A 17,729-nucleotide genomic window follows, 5' to 3' on the forward strand; every position below is an offset into this window, starting at 1 on the left:
CAATATCGGTCGTTTGTCATCGCATAACAGGCAGGGCATCGCTGGTCTGCTATTGAATTGCAGCAGGGGTTTGCGCAGTCTTTGCCGGATGAAACAGCTTTTTTTCACGCTTTGCGTCGCGCTTGCCGTTCCCGGCCTTGCCCGGGCCGACTGCTATGTCGAATACAAGGCCAAGCAGGACGATCCCCTGCGGCTGCACTACGGCATCTCGCGCCTGCCGGGGGTGACCTGCCCGCCGCGCGGCGAGGCCGCCGAGGCCCTGAGTGGGAGCCTTGCGCAGGACGGCTGGACGCTGCTCGGCGTGGTTGCTACCTCCACCGAGGAACCGGGGCAGAAGAAGAGGGCTGACGCAGGTGCCTATTACCTCCGCTACTGACGCGCGCCGGGCCGGGGTCCGGCTCGTGGGTGTGGGAATCGCCGCCATCGTCGTGCTGCTGGCCGGCGCCGGTGTTCTGCTGATGTGGACCCTGCCCGACGCCAACGCCTTCAACGCGCAGGTGGAGCGGATCTTTGTCGAGAACGACAACCTTGCGGGGCAGGCCGAGATCCGGCTGCTCGAGATCCTCGCCCAGTCGGGCACCGCCTTTTCCGACACGCTTGCCAGCTACCGTATGGTGATCTTCGTGCTGCTCGTCTTTGCCACCGCTCTTCTGCTGGCGGCGCTGGTTTTCCTTGTCATGCTGGTGGTGCTCAACCGGCGCATGGCGCAGATCGAGCGATCGGGGATCCAGGTAAGCTCGCTTGTCGTGTCGCGCGAGGAGAACACCGTCTATCTCAACACCATGGGCTTCAAGCTGACCGAGGCGATGATCGAGACGCTGGCGGTTCTGGCCGAGGCGCGCATGGATGACGAGCTGCTGTCCGGTGCCCAGATCGAGGCGATGATCTCGGGGCGCGATGCCTCCGATTGCGAGGAAGCCGCCGGCGCGACCCGGATCAAGCGGCTGCGCGACGGCCTTGGCAACCAGCTGGTGAGCGAGCTTCTGGTCAAGACCATCGCCCGCAAGGGCTATGTGCTGGCCATCGACAAGACCGTAATCGAGGTGGTCTGAACGCGCGGCCCCTTGCCAGCGCGGCATTGCGGACCATTGTATCCCTCAAGGATTGGGGGCAAACAGGCCCTTGCAACGTCTCACGCACATTGGAACCGTATCACCTCCATGGCCAAGCTCTACCACGTGCCGCTCTCCCCGTTCAGCCGCAAGGTTCGTCTCAGCCTTGCCGAGAAGAAGATCGAATGCGAGCTGATCGAAGAGCGATACTGGGAAAAGGATGCGGATTTCATGCGCCGCAATCCGGCGGGCAAGGTTCCGGTGCTGAGGATCGACGGCAAGACCATGGCCGAAAGCGCTGCCATCTGCGAGTGGATCGAAGAAAAGTACCCCGAGCCCGCGCTGATGCCCCGCTCTGCCGATGCCCGGTTCGAGGTGCGGCGGCTGGTGTCGTGGTTCGACGACAAGTTTCACCACGAGGTGACGTCGAAGCTGCTCTACGAGCGGGTCAACAAGAAGATCATGAAGGCCGGTTTCCCCGACAGCTCCAATGTGAAATCCGGGGCCAAGGCGATCAAGTACCATCTTGAGTACATGAGCTGGCTGCTGGACCACCGCCGCTGGCTGGCCGGTGATGTGATGACGCTGGCGGATTTCGCCGCCGCGGCGCACCTCTCGGCGCTGGATTACATCTCGGATGTGGACTGGAACCGCAGCGCATCGGTCAAGGACTGGTATGCCAAGATCAAGTCGCGCCCGGCTTTCCGGTCGATCCTTGCCGACCAGGTGCCGGGATTCCCGCCGCCGCCGCATTATGCCGATCTCGATTTCTGAGCCGGCCGTGGCGGGGGGAGCTGCCTCCCCTTTGCGCGGGACGCAAATTCCCCCCCGGCGTATCGTCCCAAGAGAAGAAGGGGCGGGCGCCCCGCCCATGCCATGGACCTGAAGGCGCGGGTTCTGGAAGAGGCTGCGGAGGTCGGCTTTTCGGGCGTGCGGGTGTGCCGTCCGGGGGACATTCCTCTGGCCGCCGAGCGGCTGGCGGCGTTCCTTGACGCAGGGTACTATGGCCAGATGGGCTGGATGGCCGAGCGCACTGGCTGGCGGGGCGATCCGCAGGCGCTCTGGCCCGAGGCGCGGTCGGTCATCATGCTGGCCGACAACTACGGGCCGGCCCATGATCCGCTTGAGGTTCTCGAACGGCGGGACCGGGCCGCGATTTCCGTCTACGCGCAGGGGCGCGATTACCACGACGTGGTCAAGAAGCGGCTGAAGCGGCTGGGCCGATGGCTGATCGACGCTGCTGGGCGCGAGGGCGAGGCGCCGCAGATCAAGGTCTTCGTGGACACTGCTCCGGTGATGGAAAAACCATTGGGGCAGGCGGCGGGGCTGGGCTGGCAGGGCAAGCACACCAACCTCGTGAGCCGGCAGCTGGGCTCGTGGTTCTTTCTCGGGGCGATCTTCACCACCGCCGAGCTGGAGCCCGACGGTCCGGAGGTGGATCATTGCGGATCGTGCCGCGCGTGCCTTGATGTCTGCCCGACCTCGGCGTTTCCCGAACCCTACAAGCTCGATGCGCGGCGCTGTATTTCCTATTTGACCATCGAGCATCACGGTCCGGTGGACGAAGATCTGCGGCCACTGCTTGGCAACCGGATCTACGGCTGCGACGATTGCCTGGCGGTGTGTCCGTGGAACAAGTTCGCCCGCGAGGCGTCGGAGGTAAAATACCACGCTCGGGACGGGCTGGTGGCTCCGCCGCTCTCGGAGCTTGCAATGCTGGACGATGCGGCCTTCCGAAAGAGGTTCTCGGGTTCGCCGATCAAGCGCATCGGGCGGAACCGGTTCCTGCGCAACGTCTGCTATGCCATTGGGAATTCCGGGGACGCCGCGCTGAAGGCGTCGGCGGCGGCGCTGCTAGACGAGCCGGACGAGGCGCTGGCGGACGCGGCGCGCTGGGCAGTGGCGCGGTTGTCCTGATCGCCCGCGCCGAAGCAGGGTCTTGGCCACACTGCTGCCTGCTCTTTCATCGACAACGGTGGTGCCGGTGCAGTCAGGGCAGAGAGCCGGGGCGGCCGCAGCATACTGTGTAAAATGGCCCGACCCCGCCGCAGGGCCGGGCCAAGACGCACCGGTTATCGTGAGGAGCGCCCCTTGGGGCAACCGTGGTGCGCCTGTTCCTTTCAGTAGATGCGGCTTGTCGCCAAGCTCTGACGTTCAAGCCGCGGACTTCCGGGATTCGGCCGCCTCAAACCCGATCGTCGATCAGTACGGTGAAGCTGCCTTTGTCGGTCTGGTAGACGCCGATCACCTCGTCGGCGCTGTAGCCTGCGTCCGAAAGTACCTTGTTGATCGCATCCACGCCGCTGATCTGTGTCTGCAGCATGTCGAGCCGCGTTTGAGACCGCGCCAGTGCGCTGTCGAGCGCGAGCGTATTGTCCGAGCCGTCTCCGGATTCGGCGAGCTCGCTCACGGTTCGGGTCTCGAAGCTGGCATCCTCTGGCAGGCCTTCGATGGGGATCGCAACGCCGGGGCCAGACAGGTCGGAAACGAGGTCCGAGATGTTCTCGGGCGCAGGGTCGATCTCAGGCTGCATTTCCTGCACCTGGGCGGTGAGATCGGTGTCGCTGGCCTCCTGTGCGACGGCCGCGGTGCCGCCTAGGCTGGCGCCCAGGAGGGCGGCGAGGATTAGGCGGGTCGGGCGGTTGGATTGGATGGTCATCTTGGAGCCTCCTGTGATCCATTGGGTTTCTGCGCTGGGACCGCGCTTTTCGCTTAGATAAGTCGGCGGGTGGCGATAGGGATCCCTTCGTTGCGGCGATTGGTCCGGCGGCGGCGGGCCGTTGCCGAATGCCGCGCGTGGCAAGGCGGGGAATCGCCGGTTCCCTCGGCACGCAAGGATCCCTGTACCGGTGGCGGTGACGACACGGGAATGCGATAGAGGCTTTGAAAAATCGCCCCATGCCCCCATCTTCAGTGCAAGACGACATCAAGGAGGATCCCCATGGCCACCTATGACCGAAACCCCGACGTGATCGCGGCGCTCGATCCCGAGCAGTACCGCGTCACGCAGGAGAACGGGACCGAGCGTCCCGGCACCGGTGCCTACCTGTCGAACAAGGAGCCGGGCATCTACGTTGACGTGGTCTCGGGCGAACCGCTGTTCGCGTCGGCTGACAAGTACGAGAGCGGCTGCGGCTGGCCCAGCTTCGTCAAGCCGCTGGAGCCCTCGCATGTGTCCGAGCTGCGTGACACGACCCACGGCATGGTCCGCACCGAGGTCCGCTCGACTCATGGCGACAGCCACCTTGGCCACGTGTTCCCGGATGGGCCGACGGACCGGGGCGGGCTGCGCTACTGCATCAACTCGGCCTCGCTGCGCTTCGTGCACCGCGATGACATGGAGGCCGAAGGTTACGGCCAGTATCTGAACCAAGTGGAGGACGTGGCATGAGTACCGAACGCGCCGTACTGGCCGGGGGCTGTTTCTGGGGGATGGAGGATCTCATCCGCAAGCTGCCCGGCGTTTCTGACACCCGCGTCGGCTATACCGGGGGCGATGTGCCGAACGCGACCTATCGCAACCACGGCACCCACGCCGAGGGCATCGAGATCCTGTTCGACCCCGAGCGGATCAGCTACCGACGCATCCTTGAGGTGTTCTTCCAGATCCACGATCCCACCACGCTGAACCGCCAGGGCAATGACGTGGGTATGAGCTACCGCTCGGCCATCTACTATACCGATGATGCGCAAAAGCAGGTGGCGCTGGACACCATCGCCGACGTGGACGCCAGCGGCCTCTGGCCCGGCAAGGTCGTGACCGAGGTGGAGCCCGTGGGCGATTTCTGGGAAGCCGAGCCCGAGCATCAGGATTACCTCGAGCGCTACCCCAACGGCTACACCTGCCATTATCCGCGCCCCGGCTGGGTGCTGCCCAAGCGCGACGCGGCCGAATGACCGCCGTGCGCGCCAGCGGGCCTGCCGCGCGGGATGTGAGCGCGCCTGCGGGCCAATCAGCCAACGTAGCCGGTGCACTACGCGCTCGTGGGCCTGTTGCCCGAAGCTCTTGGGGGCGCTCTGCCCGACGTGCTTTTAGTCTCACTGCTCTCATGGCCCCGGTGCTTGGCGCAGGTGCTGCGGTGGCGCTGGAGCCGTCTTTCGATTGCAGCAAGGCGGGCGGCTCTGCCGAAGAGGCAGTCTGCGCCTCCGATGCGCTTGCCTCCATGGACCTCGAGCTGGCGCGGCTCTATAGCGCTGCCGCCAATGGGCCGAACATGACGCCGGAGCGGCTGTCGGAGCTGAAGGCCATGCAGCGCGGCTGGATCAAGGGCCGCGACGAGTGCTGGAAAGACGGTGACGGTCTCGAATCCTGTGTTGCCGCTGAATACGGCATGAGGATCTTCGATCTGCGGCAGGGCTATTCCGATGCCCGCGCCGATGAGGGCGCCAGCACAGGGCCATTTGCCTATGTCTGTGACGGTGTCGAAGGTGCCATTTCGGCGGTTTTCATCAACACCAATGACCCGATGGCGGTGCTTCACTGGGGCGAGCGGGTGATCACCATGCCGCAGGTGCCGGCGGCCTCCGGCGTCCACTACAGGGGCGACTGGCTGGGCGAGACGGCGAATTTCTGGACCAAGGGTGACGAGGCAAGCTTTGCTCCCTCGGGCGAGATCGGCGTGGGCTGCGTCATGGACGAAACCGGATGACCCAGCTTCCCGCCACCGGCCGGTGCCGCTGCGGCGCGGTGACATTGACTGTGACCGCTCTGCCCGTGATGACCGCCGCCTGCCATTGCACCGGCTGCCGCAAGATGAGCGCCAGCGCCTTTTCCCTGTCGATGATGCTGCCTGCGGAAGGGCTCGAGGTGTCGGGCGTCGCCCCGGTGCGCGGCGGTGCCGGGGAAGAACCCTGCACCCACATGTGCTGCTCGGTCTGCCATGGCTGGCTGTTTACCCGCATCACCGGCATGGACGGTCTGGTAAACGTCCGGCCGACACTGTTCGACGCGCCGGACTGGGCAATGCCTTTCATCGAGACCATGTGCGAGGAAAAGCTCCCTTGGGCCAACACGCCGGCAGCGCACCGTTTCGACCGCTTCCCTGAACCCGAGGACTTCGGCTCGCTCATGGAGGCCTACCGCGACCGGCAGACCTGAAGCGCCGCCTGTGGAGCGGCTCACAGCCGACCTGTGACTGGCCCGCCCTTTCATGAGGGTTTTGGGGGCAGCGTCCGGGAAGGCCCGCCTGATCATGCGCGCCTTGCGCCACAACCCGACATGCCCGGCCCGCCGGCGGGACTGCTTGGACCGTCCAACCTGACCAACCCGTTCATGGGACGCGGAGGCGGCTTGTCCGGACGCGGAGGCTGGTGAAGTCCTGCAAGGGCTGGGTCACGTCACTGTTGCGCTCATGGTCGCCCAAGCCTGTGGGGCAGCGATCGGGGGTGCAAGGCCGCTCGCATGACACTTGGCCGCTTGCATGACGCCGGGGCGCCGCTGCTTTGACGTCACGTTCCCGAGGACAGCCCGGCCCCTCTGCGGCAGTCTGCCGGCCCTAGGAGGACGCCAATGACCAGCTACCCGCATCTGTTCACACCGCTCGATCTGGGCCATGTCACGCTGCCCAACCGTGTGCTCATGGGGTCCATGCACACCAACCTCGAGGAACGGGGCGACTGGGGACGCGTCGCTGCCTTCTACGAGGCGCGGGCGAAGGGCGGTGCTGGCCTGATCGTGACCGGAGGCATGGCGCCCAATGCCGAAGGCGGGGTATTTCCCGGCGCAGCGGGGCTGTTCGAGGCGCAGGACATCGCCAATCACCGCCGGGTGACCGATGCGGTGCACGGGGCAGGGGGCCGCATCGCCATGCAGATCCTGCACGCGGGGCGCTATGCCTACGGACCCGATTGCGTCGCCCCCTCGGCGCTGAAATCGCCCATTTCGCCCTTCCCGCCCAAGGCGCTGGACGAGGCGGGTATCGAAAAGCAGATCGCCGACATGGCCACCGCCGCCGCCCGCGCCCGTGAGGCGGGCTATGACGGGGTCGAGGTCATGGGCTCCGAAGGTTACCTGCTCAACCAGTTCCTTGCTGCCCGCACCAACCGGCGTGAGGACGACTGGGGCGGATCCTACGAGAACCGCATGCGCTTTCCGGTCGAGGTCATGCGCCGGGTGCGACAGGCGGTGGGGCATGATTTTATCGTCATCTTCCGCCTCTCGCTGCTGGATCTTGTGCCGGGCGGATCGACATTTGACGAGGTGGTGCAGTTGGCCCATGCCATTGAAGGCGCGGGCGCGAGCATCCTCAACACCGGCATCGGCTGGCACGAGGCGCGGGTGCCGACCATCGCCACCTCCGTGCCTCGCGCGGGCTGGGCGTGGGTGACGCGCAAGCTCATGGGCAAGGTGGGCGTCCCGGTCATCACCTCGAACCGCATCAACACGCCGCAGGTGGCCGAAGACCTGCTCGCAGGTGGCGCCGCCGACATGGTGAGCCTCGCGCGGCCTTTCCTTGCCGACCCCGACTTCGTGGCGAAGGCAAGGGATGGGCGTGCCGATCTCATCGCGCCCTGCATCGCCTGCAACCAAGCCTGCCTGGACCACACTTTCGCGGGCAAGGTGTCGTCCTGCCTCGTGAACCCCGTGGCTGGGCACGAGACCGAGCTGACCATCGCCCCCGCCGACCAGCCACGCCGCATCGCAGTGGTCGGTGCCGGGCCGGCAGGGCTCTCCACTGCCATCACCGCCGCGCAGCGTGGCCATTCAGTGACCCTGTTCGAGCAGGCCCCCGAGATCGGCGGCCAGCTCAACATGGCGCGCAAGGTGCCCGGCAAGGAGGAATTTGACGGCCTCGTGGATTGGTTCGCTGCAATGCTGGAGGACACCGGGGTGGAGCAACGCCTGAGCACCCGCGCCGATGCCGCCATGCTGAGAGGCTTTGATGCAGTGGTGGTCGCCACCGGTGTGCTGCCGCGCGACCCTCAGATCGCCGGGCAGGATCACCCCTCGGTGGTCTCCTACGTGGACGTGTTGCGCGGCGGGGCGACGGTTGGCCGGACCGTGGCCGTGATCGGCGCCGGGGGCATCGGCTTCGACGTATCGGAGTTCCTGGTCACCGATGACAGTCCCACGCTCGACCTGCCGGACTGGCTGCGCGAATGGGGCGTCGCTGACCCGTCGGATGCACGCTCGGGCCTTGCCCCTGATGGCCCGCAGCCTGCACCGCCGCTCCGCAAGGTGACCCTGCTGCAGCGCAAGGCCGAGAAACCCGGCAAGCGGCTGGGCAAGACCACCGGCTGGATCCACCGCGCGGGACTTCAGATGAAGGGGGTGAAGATGCTCTCGGGCGTCACTTACGACCGTATCGACGACGCCGGCCTGCATATCACCCGGGGCGAGACCTCCGAGGTGATCCCCTGCGACACCATCGTGCTTTGCGCCGGACAGGACAGCCTGCGCGACCTTGCCGCTCTGCCGGGCGAAGTCCATGTCATCGGCGGCGCCGACGTCGCCGCCGAGCTTGATGCAAAGCGGGCCATCGACCAGGGGGTGCGGCTGGCAGCCCGGCTTTAAGCCTCACGGCGCTGTGAATGTCCGTTTTCCACGATCATGGAACGTCCCACCGGGGGGAGGGCGTTGTAGCATCAAATGGAAACGGAAAGGAGCTACACAATGCCCAATATTTCCAACTCGAAGATCCTCATCATCGCCACCGACGGCTTTGAACAATCCGAACTCGAATTCCCCCGCGACGAGCTGCGCGCCAAGGGCGCTAAAGTCCACGTGGCCACGCTCGATGGCAAGGCCATCAAGGGTTGGGAAGGCACCGATTGGGGCCGCGACGCCGAGGCGGATCTGAAGATCGCCGACGCAGACCCGACGCAATATGACGCACTGGTCATCCCCGGCGGCCAGATCAACCCCGACATCCTGCGCACCAAGCCCGAGGTCATCGCGCTCACCAAGGCGTTCGCTAAGGAAGGCAAAGCCATCGCGGCAATCTGCCACGGTCCTTGGGTGCTGATCGAAGCGGGGATCGTTACGGGTCGCGAAGTGACCGGCTACACGTCGATCCGCACCGACCTTGCCAACGCAGGTGGCCGCGTGGTGGACGAGCCGGTGGCTTGCGACAGCGCGATCATCACCAGCCGGACCCCGGACGATCTGAAGGCCTTTGTGGCCAAAATCGTCGAGGAGGTCGAAGAAGGCCGCCACAACCAAAAGGCCGCCTGAGCTGAGCATCTCTTACGATAAGCCTGTATTTGTGCGTATCGCACAGTGCCGCACCGTCCCCGGTGCGGCACTGTCATGTCCGGCGGCAGGTTTCGCCGTCACAGACAGTGCCACTTGATTTCCCGGTATTGTCTCGCCCCTGTCCAAGTTGCGCCCCATTCGGGAACGATACGTTTTCCTCGACGAAGTGACTGGACGAGGATGCGAGTATGGATCGTTTGACCGAAATGGAGGCCTTCGCTACCGTTGTGGACCAAGGTGGGTTCACGGATGCGGCGAAGAAAATGGGCATTTCGAAGTCCGCCGTCTCCAAGCACGTGTCGTCGCTTGAGGCCCGCCTCGGTGCCCGCCTGCTGAACCGGACCACCCGCCGCGTGTCGCCCACGGAAATCGGCCTTGCCTATTACGACCGCGCGCGCCGGGTGCTGAATGACGCGGGCGAAGCGGACGCACTGGTCACTTCCATGCAGTCTGCGCCCTCCGGGCTGCTGCGGATCTCGGTGGCCACCGACTTCGGGGTAAACCACCTGTCGCCGGTCCTGGGCGACTTCCTTGCCGAATTCCCGGACATCACCGTGAACATGGTGCTCAACAACCGCTACGTTGAGCTCATCTCGGAAGGCTTCGACATGGCCGTGCGCATCGGCGAGCTTGAGGACAGCACCCTGCGCGCCCGCAAGCTGACTGACACCACCAAACGGATGATCGCCTCGCCCGCCTATTTCGAGAAATACGGCCGGCCTGCGCGCATCGACGATCTCAACGAACACAAGCTGTTGCATTACTCGAACCAATCGTCGGGCAATGTGTGGAAGGTCACTGCGCCGTCTGGCGAGAAACGCCAGATCCGCACCGCCGGCTGGCTGTCCGTGAACGACGGGCAATCGCTGCTCAACGCCTGCATCGCGGGTCTCGGCATCGCCTACCTGCCGTCCTACCTTTATGCCGATGCCATGAAACAGGGTCTCGTCGAGGATGCGATCCCCGACCTGCCGGTTGAGACCCAAGGCATCTACGCAGTCTACCCGCCGGGCCGCTTCACCCAGCCCAAGGTGCGCGCCTTCATCGACTTCCTTGTCCATTCCTTTGCGGAGCGCGGCCCGCAAGGCTGGTGAACGCCTTTCCCTGGCCGCCTGTCTCATTCCGCAACACCCATTCCCCATGTCTCGTTCAGGCACGAGGCCCCCTGCGCTCCGGACAAGATCCCGGAGCGCTTCTTTTTTTTGACGAGGGGTTACCGCTTGGAAAGCGCTCTGGAATATCGCACCCATCGACCCCAGATGCCTGAAGTCCAAGCCGGAGATCCCAGACCCATGCGCCAGACCATTGGCCAGTTCCTCGACCGCCCCGCGACGCGCTACACGATCATGGGGGTGATCCTGTTCAATGCCGTGATTCTGGGGCTCGAGACCTCGAAGCCGGTGATGGCCCGTGCCGGCGGGCTGATCACCGCGCTGGACACCGCCTGCCTTGCGATCTTCGTGGCCGAGCTGTTGGTGAAACTATATGCCCGCGGCCTGCGCTTCTTTCGTGACGCGTGGAACATCTTCGACTTCCTCGTGGTGGGCATCGCCCTTGTCCCCGCCACCGGCGCGCTGTCGGTGCTGCGGGCCCTGCGAATCCTGAGGCTGCTGCGGGTGATCTCGGTCGCGCCTACCTTGCGCCGTGTGGTCGAGGGGTTCGTCTCGGCGCTGCCGGGCATGGCTTCGGTGTTCTTGCTGATGGGGGTGATCTTCTACATCGCGGCGGTGATCGCGACCAAGCTCTTCGCCGCCACCTTCCCCGAATGGTTCGGTACGCTCGGGGCGTCGCTCTACTCGCTGTTCCAGATCATGACGCTGGAATCGTGGTCCATGGGCATCGTCCGGCCGGTGATGGAGGTCCACTCCGAGGCATGGATCTTCTTCGTGCCCTTCATCCTCATCACCACCTTCGCGGTGGTGAACCTCGTGGTCGGTCTCATCGTGAACTCCATGCAGGACGCCCATGCCGAGGAATCGAACGCCGCCACCGACACCTACCGGGACGAGGTGCTGAACCGCCTGCGCGCCATCGAGAAACAGCTCGAAAACCGCTCCTGACCCTTCGAAAGTCGCTGGTTCGGCAGACAGGCAACACGTTGAGACAGGGGCGCGGCCCGCCCCTTCTTTTCTTTCCAAGTACGCCCGCCGGAGGCGTCCGGCACTGGCCACGCGGCGCACCGCTTGTGACCGCGCAAGGCGCAGGCTAGACCCTTGCCCATGACCCTGCGCATCATCGACAGCATCATCAGCGACCGTGGCTCGAAATACGCCGTCTCGGGCGCCCCCTGCGCCTCTGAGGACGAGGCGAAGGCGCTCATCAAGGAACTGTGCCGCAAGAAGAAGTTCGCCAAGGCCACCCACAATACCTGGGGGCTTCTCGGCTCGGATGGCACGCCGATTAAGAACGACGATGGCGAAAGCGGCGCGGGCATGGTGATCCTGCGGATGCTCGAACGCGAAGGGCTCACCGACCATCTCGTCGTCGTCACCCGCTGGTATGGCGGCAAACACCTTGGCGGTGACCGTTTTCGCCACGTTCAGGAGGCGGTGCGCATCTACCTCGAGGATCTGGATCGCTAGGCCTCAGCCCGGGGGCGGCAGCAGCACCACCTCGACGCGGCGGTTCTCTTCGCGGCCCGTCTCCGTCAGGTTCGACGCCACTGGCGCAAGGAACCCCACACCCCGCGCGTCCACCTGGCCCGCGCCGACCCCGAGGTCCCGCAGGTAGCCGACGGCTGCGGTGGCCCGGTCCCGCGACAGGGCAATGTTCGTCTCGAGCGAGCCGACCGCATCCGTATGTCCCACGAACATCACCCGTCGCGTTTCATCGGCCATGAGGTAGTCCGCCAGCGCATCGAGCGAGGCAACAGCCCCCTCCGCAAGCGCCGAAGATCCGCTCTGGAATGCCACGTCCCGCAGAACGAGGTGGCCCAGCTTCTCGAGCTGCGCCGCCACGTCGCCAAGGGGCGACTCGATGGCGGGGGCACTGTCCTCGATGCGCAGAGGCTCTTCACCGGTGAGGGCCTCGCCGGCGCGGATCACCTGGATGTGGACGGCGGCGTTCGAGCGGCTGACCAGCAGGGTAAGGTAGTCGCCTTCAGGGCCGCGCGCCGCCAGGAAGCGGAACGACGTCAGGTCCACGTACATCTGCGGTCCGGGCAGCACCTCGGTGCCGAAACGGAAATCAAAGCCGCCGCAGCGCGCCGATGCACAGTCGAAGACCACCTCGTAGCCCGCGTCCTGCAGTTGGTCGCGCAGCGGTGCCAGCGCCTGCAGCGTCGTCAGTTCGCTGCCGTCAATGCGCCATGCCTCGCGCGCCACCACGCCCTCGACCCGGGTGACGGGCACGCCGCCGTCCCTTGTCCAGGGGCCCGTCGGCACGGCGTAGCTGCCGGCGTCGGTGGTGCGTTCGAGCATCAGCCGCGCCCCGCCGGGCAACGACAGGTCCATCGCCACCGCAGGCCCGGCAAGGGCCAGCAGCAGGGCACCGGCCTCAACGATGCTGCGAATGATACTCTGCATTCGGGCGCATGTCTGTGGCCGAGGCCACCCGGTTGGTCATGTTGAAGAACGCAGCCACGTTGGCGATGTCCCAGATGTCGCGGTCGGTCCAGCCCGCTTCGCGTAGGGCGGCGCGATCGGGTTCGGTGATCTCGGCGCTGGCGCGGGTGACCTTTTCGGCGAAGGTCAGCATCGCCACCTGTTTGCCGGGCAGCTCGGCCACGCGCCAGTTCATCACCAGCATCTCGCCCAGCACCGGATCGCCCGAAAGCTCGCGCACGGCGGCGCCATGGGCGGTGAGGCAGTAGAAGCACTTGTTCACCGACGACACCACGACAGCGATCATTTCGCGTTCGAGCTTGGTCACCCCGGAGTCCGCCAGCATCAACTCGTTGTAGAGGCCGGTGAAGGCGTCAAGCTTGTTGGTGTCGAAGGCATGGGCCCTGAGCACGTTGGGCACCATCCCCAACTTGTCCTCGCAGATGGCAAAATACTTCGCCGTGCGTTCGGGAAGCGGGTCTGCCATGGGCAGGTCGAGCGCGGTGGGGGGCGTATCAGTCATCTCTGTTCCCTTGCCTGATGCGGTAATGGTACTGTCCCACGCATTCGAACCCGAGGGAAGCATATAGCCCGTTGGCCGGCCCGTTGTCCTTCAGGCACAGCACCGCCATCCACGCGGCGCCTTCGGCTTCGGCCCATTGGGCGGCGTGGCGCATCATCCATTTGCCAAGGCCCTGACCACGATGCTCAGCCCGGATCTCGAGCGCGTGGACCATGGCGATGCCGTTGTAGACAGCACAGAAGCCAGCTCCGGCGGGCCTGTCCGACAGCCGCCCCATGATGGCGGTGCGCGGCCCCGTCGTGCGGGCCATGACCCGCAGGCGGGCCTCGCCAATGCCCGCCTCGGCCCAGATCTCTCGCAGGATGGCCAGCGGCTCCCAGCAGGCAAAGGTGGTCAGGCGGGGGATCTTGAGGTCGGTCAGCCGTTCCACGGGGATCAGCCAGAGGTTCACAGGGTCGATGACATCGAACCCTTCGTCCTGCAGTGCAGCATCCAGCGCATCGTCGCCCACGCGGATCATGAACAGTGGATCCTGTCCCAGCAGCTGCATCGCCTTGGCGGCGGCGGGGATGTCGTCGGCGGTCCATGCCCCTGCGGCGCTGGCGCAGGACACGCGCTTGCCGCCGCCACCGCCTTCGCGCAGCAGCCAAGGTCCGGCCTCGACGATGCGCGCAGCAGGCCAAGTGCCGTCGACCGCGGCATAGAGCGCGGGAAGATCCGGCCTCATGCGGGGAACAGCTCGGCCAGCCTGCTCATGGCGGCATCCACCTGCACACCATCCTGTCCGCGGATCACGATGTTGGCACCGAAAACGCCGTTCTTCTGGTAGGGGTAAGAGCCTATGGACAGCTCCGGGAAGGCCTCGGCAAGCTGGCGCAGGGGGCCTGCGATTTCGCCCTCGCCGCGCTCGATCCGCAGGGTTTGCGACAGCAGCGGTGCGCCCCCCGTCAGCGTCGGCAGCACCGAGGTGACCATCGCCTCGAAGACGCTCGGCACCCCGGCCATGACATGCACGTTGCCGATCCTGAAGCCCGGCGCGATGGACACCGGGTTGTCTATCAGCGTGGCGGTGTCGGGGATGCGGGCCATGCGCTGGCGGGCCTCGTTGAACTCAGACCCCTGCCGTTCGTAGTGGGCGGCCAGCAGCGCGCGGGCATCGTCGCGCACGTCGATGCCGACGCCGAAGGCCTCGGCCACGCAGTCGGCGGTGATGTCGTCATGGGTCGGCCCGATGCCCCCCGAAGTGAAGACGTGATCCACCTCATCGCTCAAGGCCTTGATTGCTGCGATGATGGCCTCGCGGTCGTCCGAGACCATTCGCGCCTCGCGCAGGTCGATCCCCGCCTTGGTCAGTTCCCGTGCCAGATAATTCATGTTGGAATCGCGGGTGCGGCCCGACAGGATCTCGTCACCGATGACGATCATGGCGGCGGTGGGGTTCGGCATCAGAGCTCTCCTTGGCGCGTCTTGTGGTTTGGTATAGGGCGACCCCCATGCGCTTTCAAACCCCCCTTGTCCCTGCGGTGCTTCTTCGCCGTTACAAACGCTTCCTAGCCGATGCCCGGCTCGAGGACGGGCGCGAGATCACCGCCCATGTGGCCAACCCCGGTGCCATGCTGGGCACGAAGGACGAGGGCCTGCGCATCTGGCTCGAGCCGAACGACGACCCAAAGCGCAAGCTGAAGTTCGCGTGGCGGCTGGTGGAACATGATAGCGGCGCCTTCACGGGTGTGGACACCAGCCTGCCCAACCGGATGCTGAAGGTGGCGCTGGAAGAAGGCCGGGTTGCGGGGCTCGCCGGTTATGACGCCGTGCGCCCCGAGGTGAAGTACGGCGAGAACAGCCGCATCGACTTCCTGCTGACCGGTGAGGGGCGTTCCGATGCCTGGGTCGAGGTGAAGTCGGTGACCATGAAGCGCACCCCCGGCCTTGCCGAGTTTCCCGACAGCGTGACCAAGCGCGGTGCCAAGCACCTGGCCGAACTGGCGCTCATGGCCGAAGCAGGGCACCGGGCGGTGATGCTGTACCTCGTGCAGCGCACAGATTGCAGCCGCGTGACGCTGGCAGCCGACATCGACCCGGCCTATGCGGCGGCCTTCGCGGACGCGGTGGCGCGCGGGGTGGAGGTGCTGGCCTTCGGCTGTGAGATCACCCCCGAGGCTGTTGAGCTGGGCGCACCGCTGCCGTTCGAGGCCCCCTGATCCGGCCCCATGGCCCTTGGCTTGGCAACGGCGGCCGAGGGGCGTTCATGGCCGTCCCAGGTGCCTGTTACAATTCGTAAGGATTGGGAAAACATCACGTAAAGATTGACCGCCAGCCTTCCAGTGACCCTTAATGGGGCGTGAATCGTTTGAGGAGGCGATTTGCCCCGCCACGGCAGGGCAACCCGGTTGAGGAGCCGGGTCATCACGGGAGGAGACAGCTTGGCTTACATGTCCGAGGGCGCAGAAGGTCTGCGCTCGATCCCTGCGCTGTTGCAGCGCAACGCATCGCGGTTCGCGGGCCGTCCGGCCTATCGCGAGAAGGAATACGGCATCTGGCAAAGCTGGACCTGGGCCGAAGCCGCCGAAGAGATCGAGGCGCTGGCGCTTGGCCTGCTGAACCTCGGGGTCGCAAGGGGAGATCATGTGGCGGTGATCGGGCGCAATCGCCCGACGCTCTACTGGTCGATGGTCGCGGCGCAGATGTGTGGCGCGGTGCCGGTGCCGCTCTACCAGGACGCAGTGGCGGACGAGATGGAATACGTGCTGGGCCATTGCGGCGCACGCTTCGTCATCGCCGCCGACCAGGAGCAGGTCGACAAGGTCATCGACATCGAAGACAAGCTTCACCAGTTCGAACACATGATCTACGTGGACCCGCGCGGTCTGCGGAAATATGACCACCGCCGGTTGCACGAGTTTTCCCACGTTCAGGAGCAGGGCCGCGCCGCGCGTGACGAGCTTGTCGGGGAACTGACGCTGCGCACCGGCAGTCTTGGCTACGACGACACCTGCGTCATGCTCTATACCTCTGGGACCACCGGCAAGCCCAAGGGCGTGGTGCTGTCCAACCGCAACATCATCGAGACGGCCAAGAACTCGTCCGAGTTCGACAGGCTTGGCCCGGGCGAGGAGGTTCTGGCCTACTTGCCCATGGCATGGGTGGGGGATTTCATCTTTTCCATCGGGCAGGCCTACTGGGCCGGCTTCTGCGTGAACTGCCCGGAGTCGGATGCGACGACCCTGTCGGACCTGCGCGAGATCGCGCCGTCCTACTATTTCGCGCCGCCGCGGGTGTTCGAGACCCAGCTGACCCAGATCATGATCCGCATGGAGGATGCGAGCCCGCTCAAGCGCAGGCTGTTCCGCCATTACATGGAGATCGCCCGCCGGGTTGGGCCGCGCATCCTTGATGGCAAGAGTGTCGGCCTGCTGGACCGCCTGCGGTACGGCATGGGGCAGGTGATGGTCTACGGCCCCTTGCGCAACACGATGGGCTTCAGCCGGGTGCGGGTGGGCTATACCGCCGGTGAGGCCATCGGGCCGGAGATCTTTGATTTCTACCGGGCGCTGGGCATCAACCTCAAGCAGCTCTATGGGCAGACCGAGGCATCGGTGTTCATCACCCAGCAGCCGGACAACGAGGTGCGGCCCGATACTGTAGGCGTGCCGTCTCCTGGCGTCGAAATTCGCATCGCGGACAGCGGCGAGGTCTTCTACCGCTCGCCGGGCACCTTCGTGGAATATTACCAGAACCCTGAAAGCACGGCGGACACCAAGGACCCCGAGGGCTGGGTGGCCACCGGCGACGCGGGCTTCTTTGAGGAAGACACCGGACATCTGCGGATCATCGACCGGGCCAAGGACGTGGGAAAGATGGCAGACGGGTCGCTGTTCGCGCCGAAGTACGTCGAGAACAAGCTGAAGTTCTATCCCGACATCCTCGAGGCGGTGGTGTTCGGCGCGGGCCGGGATCGCTGCACCGCGTTTCTCAACATCGACCTGACGGCAGTGGGCAACTGGGCCGAGCGCAACAACATCGCCTATGCGTCCTACCAGGAGCTTGCGGGCCATCCTCGCGTACTCGAGACGCTGCGGGATCACGTGGAGGCGGTAAACGCCAGCGTGGCCGAGGATCCGATGTTGTCGGGATGCCAGATCCACCGCTTCCTCGTTCTTCACAAGGAACTTGATGCGGACGACGGGGAACTGACGCGCACCCGCAAGGTGCGCCGCAAGATCATCGCCGAGAAGTTCGCCGACCTGATCGCGGCGCTCTACGACGGCTCGGAGAGCATCTACACCGAAACCGAAGTGACTTACGAGGATGGCCGCAAGGGGCGCATCCGCGCGACGCTTACGCTGATGGACGCAAAGGTGGTGCCCACGGGTGCGCCCGCGATGGCGGCGGAATGAGGGGCGGGCGCGCTTGCTGCA

20 protein-coding genes are annotated in these 17,729 nt (G+C 65.4%); 15 read left to right on the forward strand and 5 right to left on the reverse strand.

Annotated elements, in window-relative coordinates:
* The first annotated feature begins 88 nt into the window (after window positions 1-88).
* The 4 genes from IEX41_RS06275 to queG all read left to right on the forward strand — a co-directional run bounded on the left by IEX41_RS06275 (window position 89) and on the right by queG (window position 2,969).
* Window positions 89-376 carry a hypothetical protein gene (locus IEX41_RS06275; RefSeq protein ID WP_188789389.1) on the forward strand — a complete coding sequence of 96 codons (288 nt, stop codon included), beginning with the start codon at window positions 89-91 and terminating at the stop codon, window positions 374-376.
* A gap of 25 nt (window positions 377-401) precedes the next feature.
* A complete protein-coding gene (locus IEX41_RS06280; protein ID WP_188789694.1) occupies window positions 402-1,052 on the forward strand; it encodes a hypothetical protein in 651 nt (216 codons plus the stop codon).
* Between the two features lie 108 nt (window positions 1,053-1,160).
* Entirely contained in the window at window positions 1,161-1,826 is a 666-nt protein-coding gene (gene fzlA, locus IEX41_RS06285; RefSeq protein WP_188789390.1) for an FtsZ-binding protein FzlA, read from the forward strand.
* A gap of 102 nt (window positions 1,827-1,928) precedes the next feature.
* Complete coding sequence (gene queG / locus IEX41_RS06290) at window positions 1,929-2,969, forward strand: tRNA epoxyqueuosine(34) reductase QueG (RefSeq protein ID WP_188789391.1); 1,041 nt, start codon at window positions 1,929-1,931, stop codon at window positions 2,967-2,969.
* A gap of 268 nt (window positions 2,970-3,237) precedes the next feature.
* On the opposite strand, the gene IEX41_RS06295 is transcribed toward queG, so the two are convergent.
* Entirely contained in the window at window positions 3,238-3,711 is a 474-nt protein-coding gene (locus tag IEX41_RS06295; protein ID WP_188789392.1) for a hypothetical protein, read from the reverse strand.
* Between the two features lie 282 nt (window positions 3,712-3,993).
* Here IEX41_RS06295 and msrB point away from each other — a divergent pair, with 282 nt between their 5' ends.
* The 9 genes from msrB (at window position 3,994) to IEX41_RS06340 (ending at window position 11,828) form a co-directional block, all read left to right on the forward strand.
* Window positions 3,994-4,443 carry a peptide-methionine (R)-S-oxide reductase MsrB gene (gene msrB, locus IEX41_RS06300; protein WP_188789393.1) on the forward strand — a complete coding sequence of 150 codons (450 nt, stop codon included), beginning with the start codon at window positions 3,994-3,996 and terminating at the stop codon, window positions 4,441-4,443.
* Window positions 4,440-4,949, forward strand: a complete 510-nt coding sequence (gene msrA / locus IEX41_RS06305; RefSeq protein WP_188789394.1) for a peptide-methionine (S)-S-oxide reductase MsrA — start codon at window positions 4,440-4,442, stop codon at window positions 4,947-4,949. The genes msrB and msrA overlap by 4 nt, the downstream gene beginning before the upstream one ends.
* A 152-nt stretch (window positions 4,950-5,101) precedes the next feature.
* Complete coding sequence (locus IEX41_RS06310; RefSeq protein ID WP_188789395.1) at window positions 5,102-5,701, forward strand: MliC family protein; 600 nt, start codon at window positions 5,102-5,104, stop codon at window positions 5,699-5,701.
* On the forward strand, window positions 5,698-6,150 hold the full coding sequence (locus IEX41_RS06315) for a GFA family protein (protein WP_188789396.1): 453 nt from the start codon (window positions 5,698-5,700) through the stop codon (window positions 6,148-6,150). The genes IEX41_RS06310 and IEX41_RS06315 overlap by 4 nt, the downstream gene beginning before the upstream one ends.
* A gap of 411 nt (window positions 6,151-6,561) precedes the next feature.
* Window positions 6,562-8,565 carry an NADPH-dependent 2,4-dienoyl-CoA reductase gene (locus IEX41_RS06320; RefSeq protein ID WP_188789397.1) on the forward strand — a complete coding sequence of 668 codons (2,004 nt, stop codon included), beginning with the start codon at window positions 6,562-6,564 and terminating at the stop codon, window positions 8,563-8,565.
* A 99-nt stretch (window positions 8,566-8,664) separates the two neighbouring features.
* The gene (locus tag IEX41_RS06325) at window positions 8,665-9,225 is read left to right on the forward strand and encodes a type 1 glutamine amidotransferase domain-containing protein (protein WP_188789398.1); all 561 of its coding nucleotides are present in this window, start codon (window positions 8,665-8,667) and stop codon (window positions 9,223-9,225) included.
* Window positions 9,226-9,434: 209 nt separating this feature from the next.
* A complete protein-coding gene (locus IEX41_RS06330; protein ID WP_188789399.1) occupies window positions 9,435-10,340 on the forward strand; it encodes a LysR family transcriptional regulator in 906 nt (301 codons plus the stop codon).
* A 198-nt stretch (window positions 10,341-10,538) separates the two neighbouring features.
* Window positions 10,539-11,306, forward strand: coding sequence for an ion transporter (locus tag IEX41_RS06335; protein WP_188789400.1), 768 nt, complete (start codon window positions 10,539-10,541; stop codon window positions 11,304-11,306).
* 159 nt (window positions 11,307-11,465) lie between these two features.
* Window positions 11,466-11,828, forward strand: coding sequence for a YigZ family protein (locus tag IEX41_RS06340; RefSeq protein WP_373285614.1), 363 nt, complete (start codon window positions 11,466-11,468; stop codon window positions 11,826-11,828).
* A 3-nt stretch (window positions 11,829-11,831) separates the two neighbouring features.
* On the opposite strand, the gene IEX41_RS06345 is transcribed toward IEX41_RS06340, so the two are convergent.
* From IEX41_RS06345 to IEX41_RS06360, 4 genes are read right to left on the reverse strand one after another with little or no spacing between them, the layout of a single operon-like run.
* Entirely contained in the window at window positions 11,832-12,770 is a 939-nt protein-coding gene (locus IEX41_RS06345; RefSeq protein ID WP_188789401.1) for an OmpA family protein, read from the reverse strand.
* Window positions 12,742-13,311 (reverse strand): peroxidase-related enzyme, encoded by a 570-nt coding sequence (locus IEX41_RS06350; protein WP_188789402.1) that lies wholly within the window; start codon window positions 13,309-13,311, stop codon window positions 12,742-12,744. Before IEX41_RS06350 ends, IEX41_RS06345 begins: the two co-directional genes overlap by 29 nt.
* On the reverse strand, window positions 13,304-14,038 hold the full coding sequence (locus IEX41_RS06355; RefSeq protein ID WP_188789403.1) for a GNAT family N-acetyltransferase: 735 nt from the start codon (window positions 14,036-14,038) through the stop codon (window positions 13,304-13,306). The genes IEX41_RS06350 and IEX41_RS06355 overlap by 8 nt, the downstream gene beginning before the upstream one ends.
* Entirely contained in the window at window positions 14,035-14,757 is a 723-nt protein-coding gene (locus IEX41_RS06360) for a competence/damage-inducible protein A (RefSeq protein WP_188789404.1), read from the reverse strand. The genes IEX41_RS06355 and IEX41_RS06360 overlap by 4 nt, the downstream gene beginning before the upstream one ends.
* A 47-nt stretch (window positions 14,758-14,804) precedes the next feature.
* Between IEX41_RS06360 and sfsA the strand changes: the two genes are divergently transcribed.
* Window positions 14,805-15,512, forward strand: coding sequence for a DNA/RNA nuclease SfsA (gene sfsA, locus IEX41_RS06365; protein ID WP_188789405.1), 708 nt, complete (start codon window positions 14,805-14,807; stop codon window positions 15,510-15,512).
* 231 nt (window positions 15,513-15,743) lie between these two features.
* A complete protein-coding gene (locus IEX41_RS06370; protein WP_188789696.1) occupies window positions 15,744-17,708 on the forward strand; it encodes an AMP-binding protein in 1,965 nt (654 codons plus the stop codon).
* The last annotated feature ends 21 nt before the right edge of the window (window positions 17,709-17,729 follow it).

The sequence above is a fragment of the Salipiger pallidus genome, from assembly GCF_014643635.1.
In the GTDB taxonomy this organism is placed as follows: Bacteria; Pseudomonadota; Alphaproteobacteria; order Rhodobacterales; family Rhodobacteraceae; genus Salipiger; species Salipiger pallidus.

Excerpts from the sequence above, each read along its gene's own strand:
- msrA (WP_188789394.1), top strand. The coding sequence starts at position 4,440 with ATGAGTACCGAACGCGCCGTACTGGCCGGGGGCTGTTTCTGGGGGATG.
- IEX41_RS06330 (WP_188789399.1), top strand. The coding sequence starts at position 9,435 with ATGGATCGTTTGACCGAAATGGAGGCCTTCGCTACCGTTGTGGACCAA.
- IEX41_RS06355 (WP_188789403.1), bottom strand. The coding sequence starts at position 14,038 with ATGAGGCCGGATCTTCCCGCGCTCTATGCCGCGGTCGACGGCACTTGG.
- IEX41_RS06370 (WP_188789696.1), top strand. The coding sequence starts at position 15,744 with ATGTCCGAGGGCGCAGAAGGTCTGCGCTCGATCCCTGCGCTGTTGCAG.
- IEX41_RS06340 (WP_373285614.1), top strand. The coding sequence starts at position 11,466 with ATGACCCTGCGCATCATCGACAGCATCATCAGCGACCGTGGCTCGAAA.
- msrB (WP_188789393.1), top strand. The coding sequence starts at position 3,994 with ATGGCCACCTATGACCGAAACCCCGACGTGATCGCGGCGCTCGATCCC.
- IEX41_RS06310 (WP_188789395.1), top strand. The coding sequence starts at position 5,102 with ATGGCCCCGGTGCTTGGCGCAGGTGCTGCGGTGGCGCTGGAGCCGTCT.
- IEX41_RS06275 (WP_188789389.1), top strand. The coding sequence starts at position 89 with ATGAAACAGCTTTTTTTCACGCTTTGCGTCGCGCTTGCCGTTCCCGGC.
- IEX41_RS06335 (WP_188789400.1), top strand. The coding sequence starts at position 10,539 with ATGCGCCAGACCATTGGCCAGTTCCTCGACCGCCCCGCGACGCGCTAC.
- IEX41_RS06345 (WP_188789401.1), bottom strand. The coding sequence starts at position 12,770 with ATGCAGAGTATCATTCGCAGCATCGTTGAGGCCGGTGCCCTGCTGCTG.
- IEX41_RS06320 (WP_188789397.1), top strand. The coding sequence starts at position 6,562 with ATGACCAGCTACCCGCATCTGTTCACACCGCTCGATCTGGGCCATGTC.
- IEX41_RS06295 (WP_188789392.1), bottom strand. The coding sequence starts at position 3,711 with ATGACCATCCAATCCAACCGCCCGACCCGCCTAATCCTCGCCGCCCTC.
- IEX41_RS06325 (WP_188789398.1), top strand. The coding sequence starts at position 8,665 with ATGCCCAATATTTCCAACTCGAAGATCCTCATCATCGCCACCGACGGC.
- IEX41_RS06315 (WP_188789396.1), top strand. The coding sequence starts at position 5,698 with ATGACCCAGCTTCCCGCCACCGGCCGGTGCCGCTGCGGCGCGGTGACA.
- queG (WP_188789391.1), top strand. The coding sequence starts at position 1,929 with ATGGACCTGAAGGCGCGGGTTCTGGAAGAGGCTGCGGAGGTCGGCTTT.
- IEX41_RS06360 (WP_188789404.1), bottom strand. The coding sequence starts at position 14,757 with ATGCCGAACCCCACCGCCGCCATGATCGTCATCGGTGACGAGATCCTG.
- sfsA (WP_188789405.1), top strand. The coding sequence starts at position 14,805 with ATGCGCTTTCAAACCCCCCTTGTCCCTGCGGTGCTTCTTCGCCGTTAC.
- IEX41_RS06350 (WP_188789402.1), bottom strand. The coding sequence starts at position 13,311 with ATGACTGATACGCCCCCCACCGCGCTCGACCTGCCCATGGCAGACCCG.
- fzlA (WP_188789390.1), top strand. The coding sequence starts at position 1,161 with ATGGCCAAGCTCTACCACGTGCCGCTCTCCCCGTTCAGCCGCAAGGTT.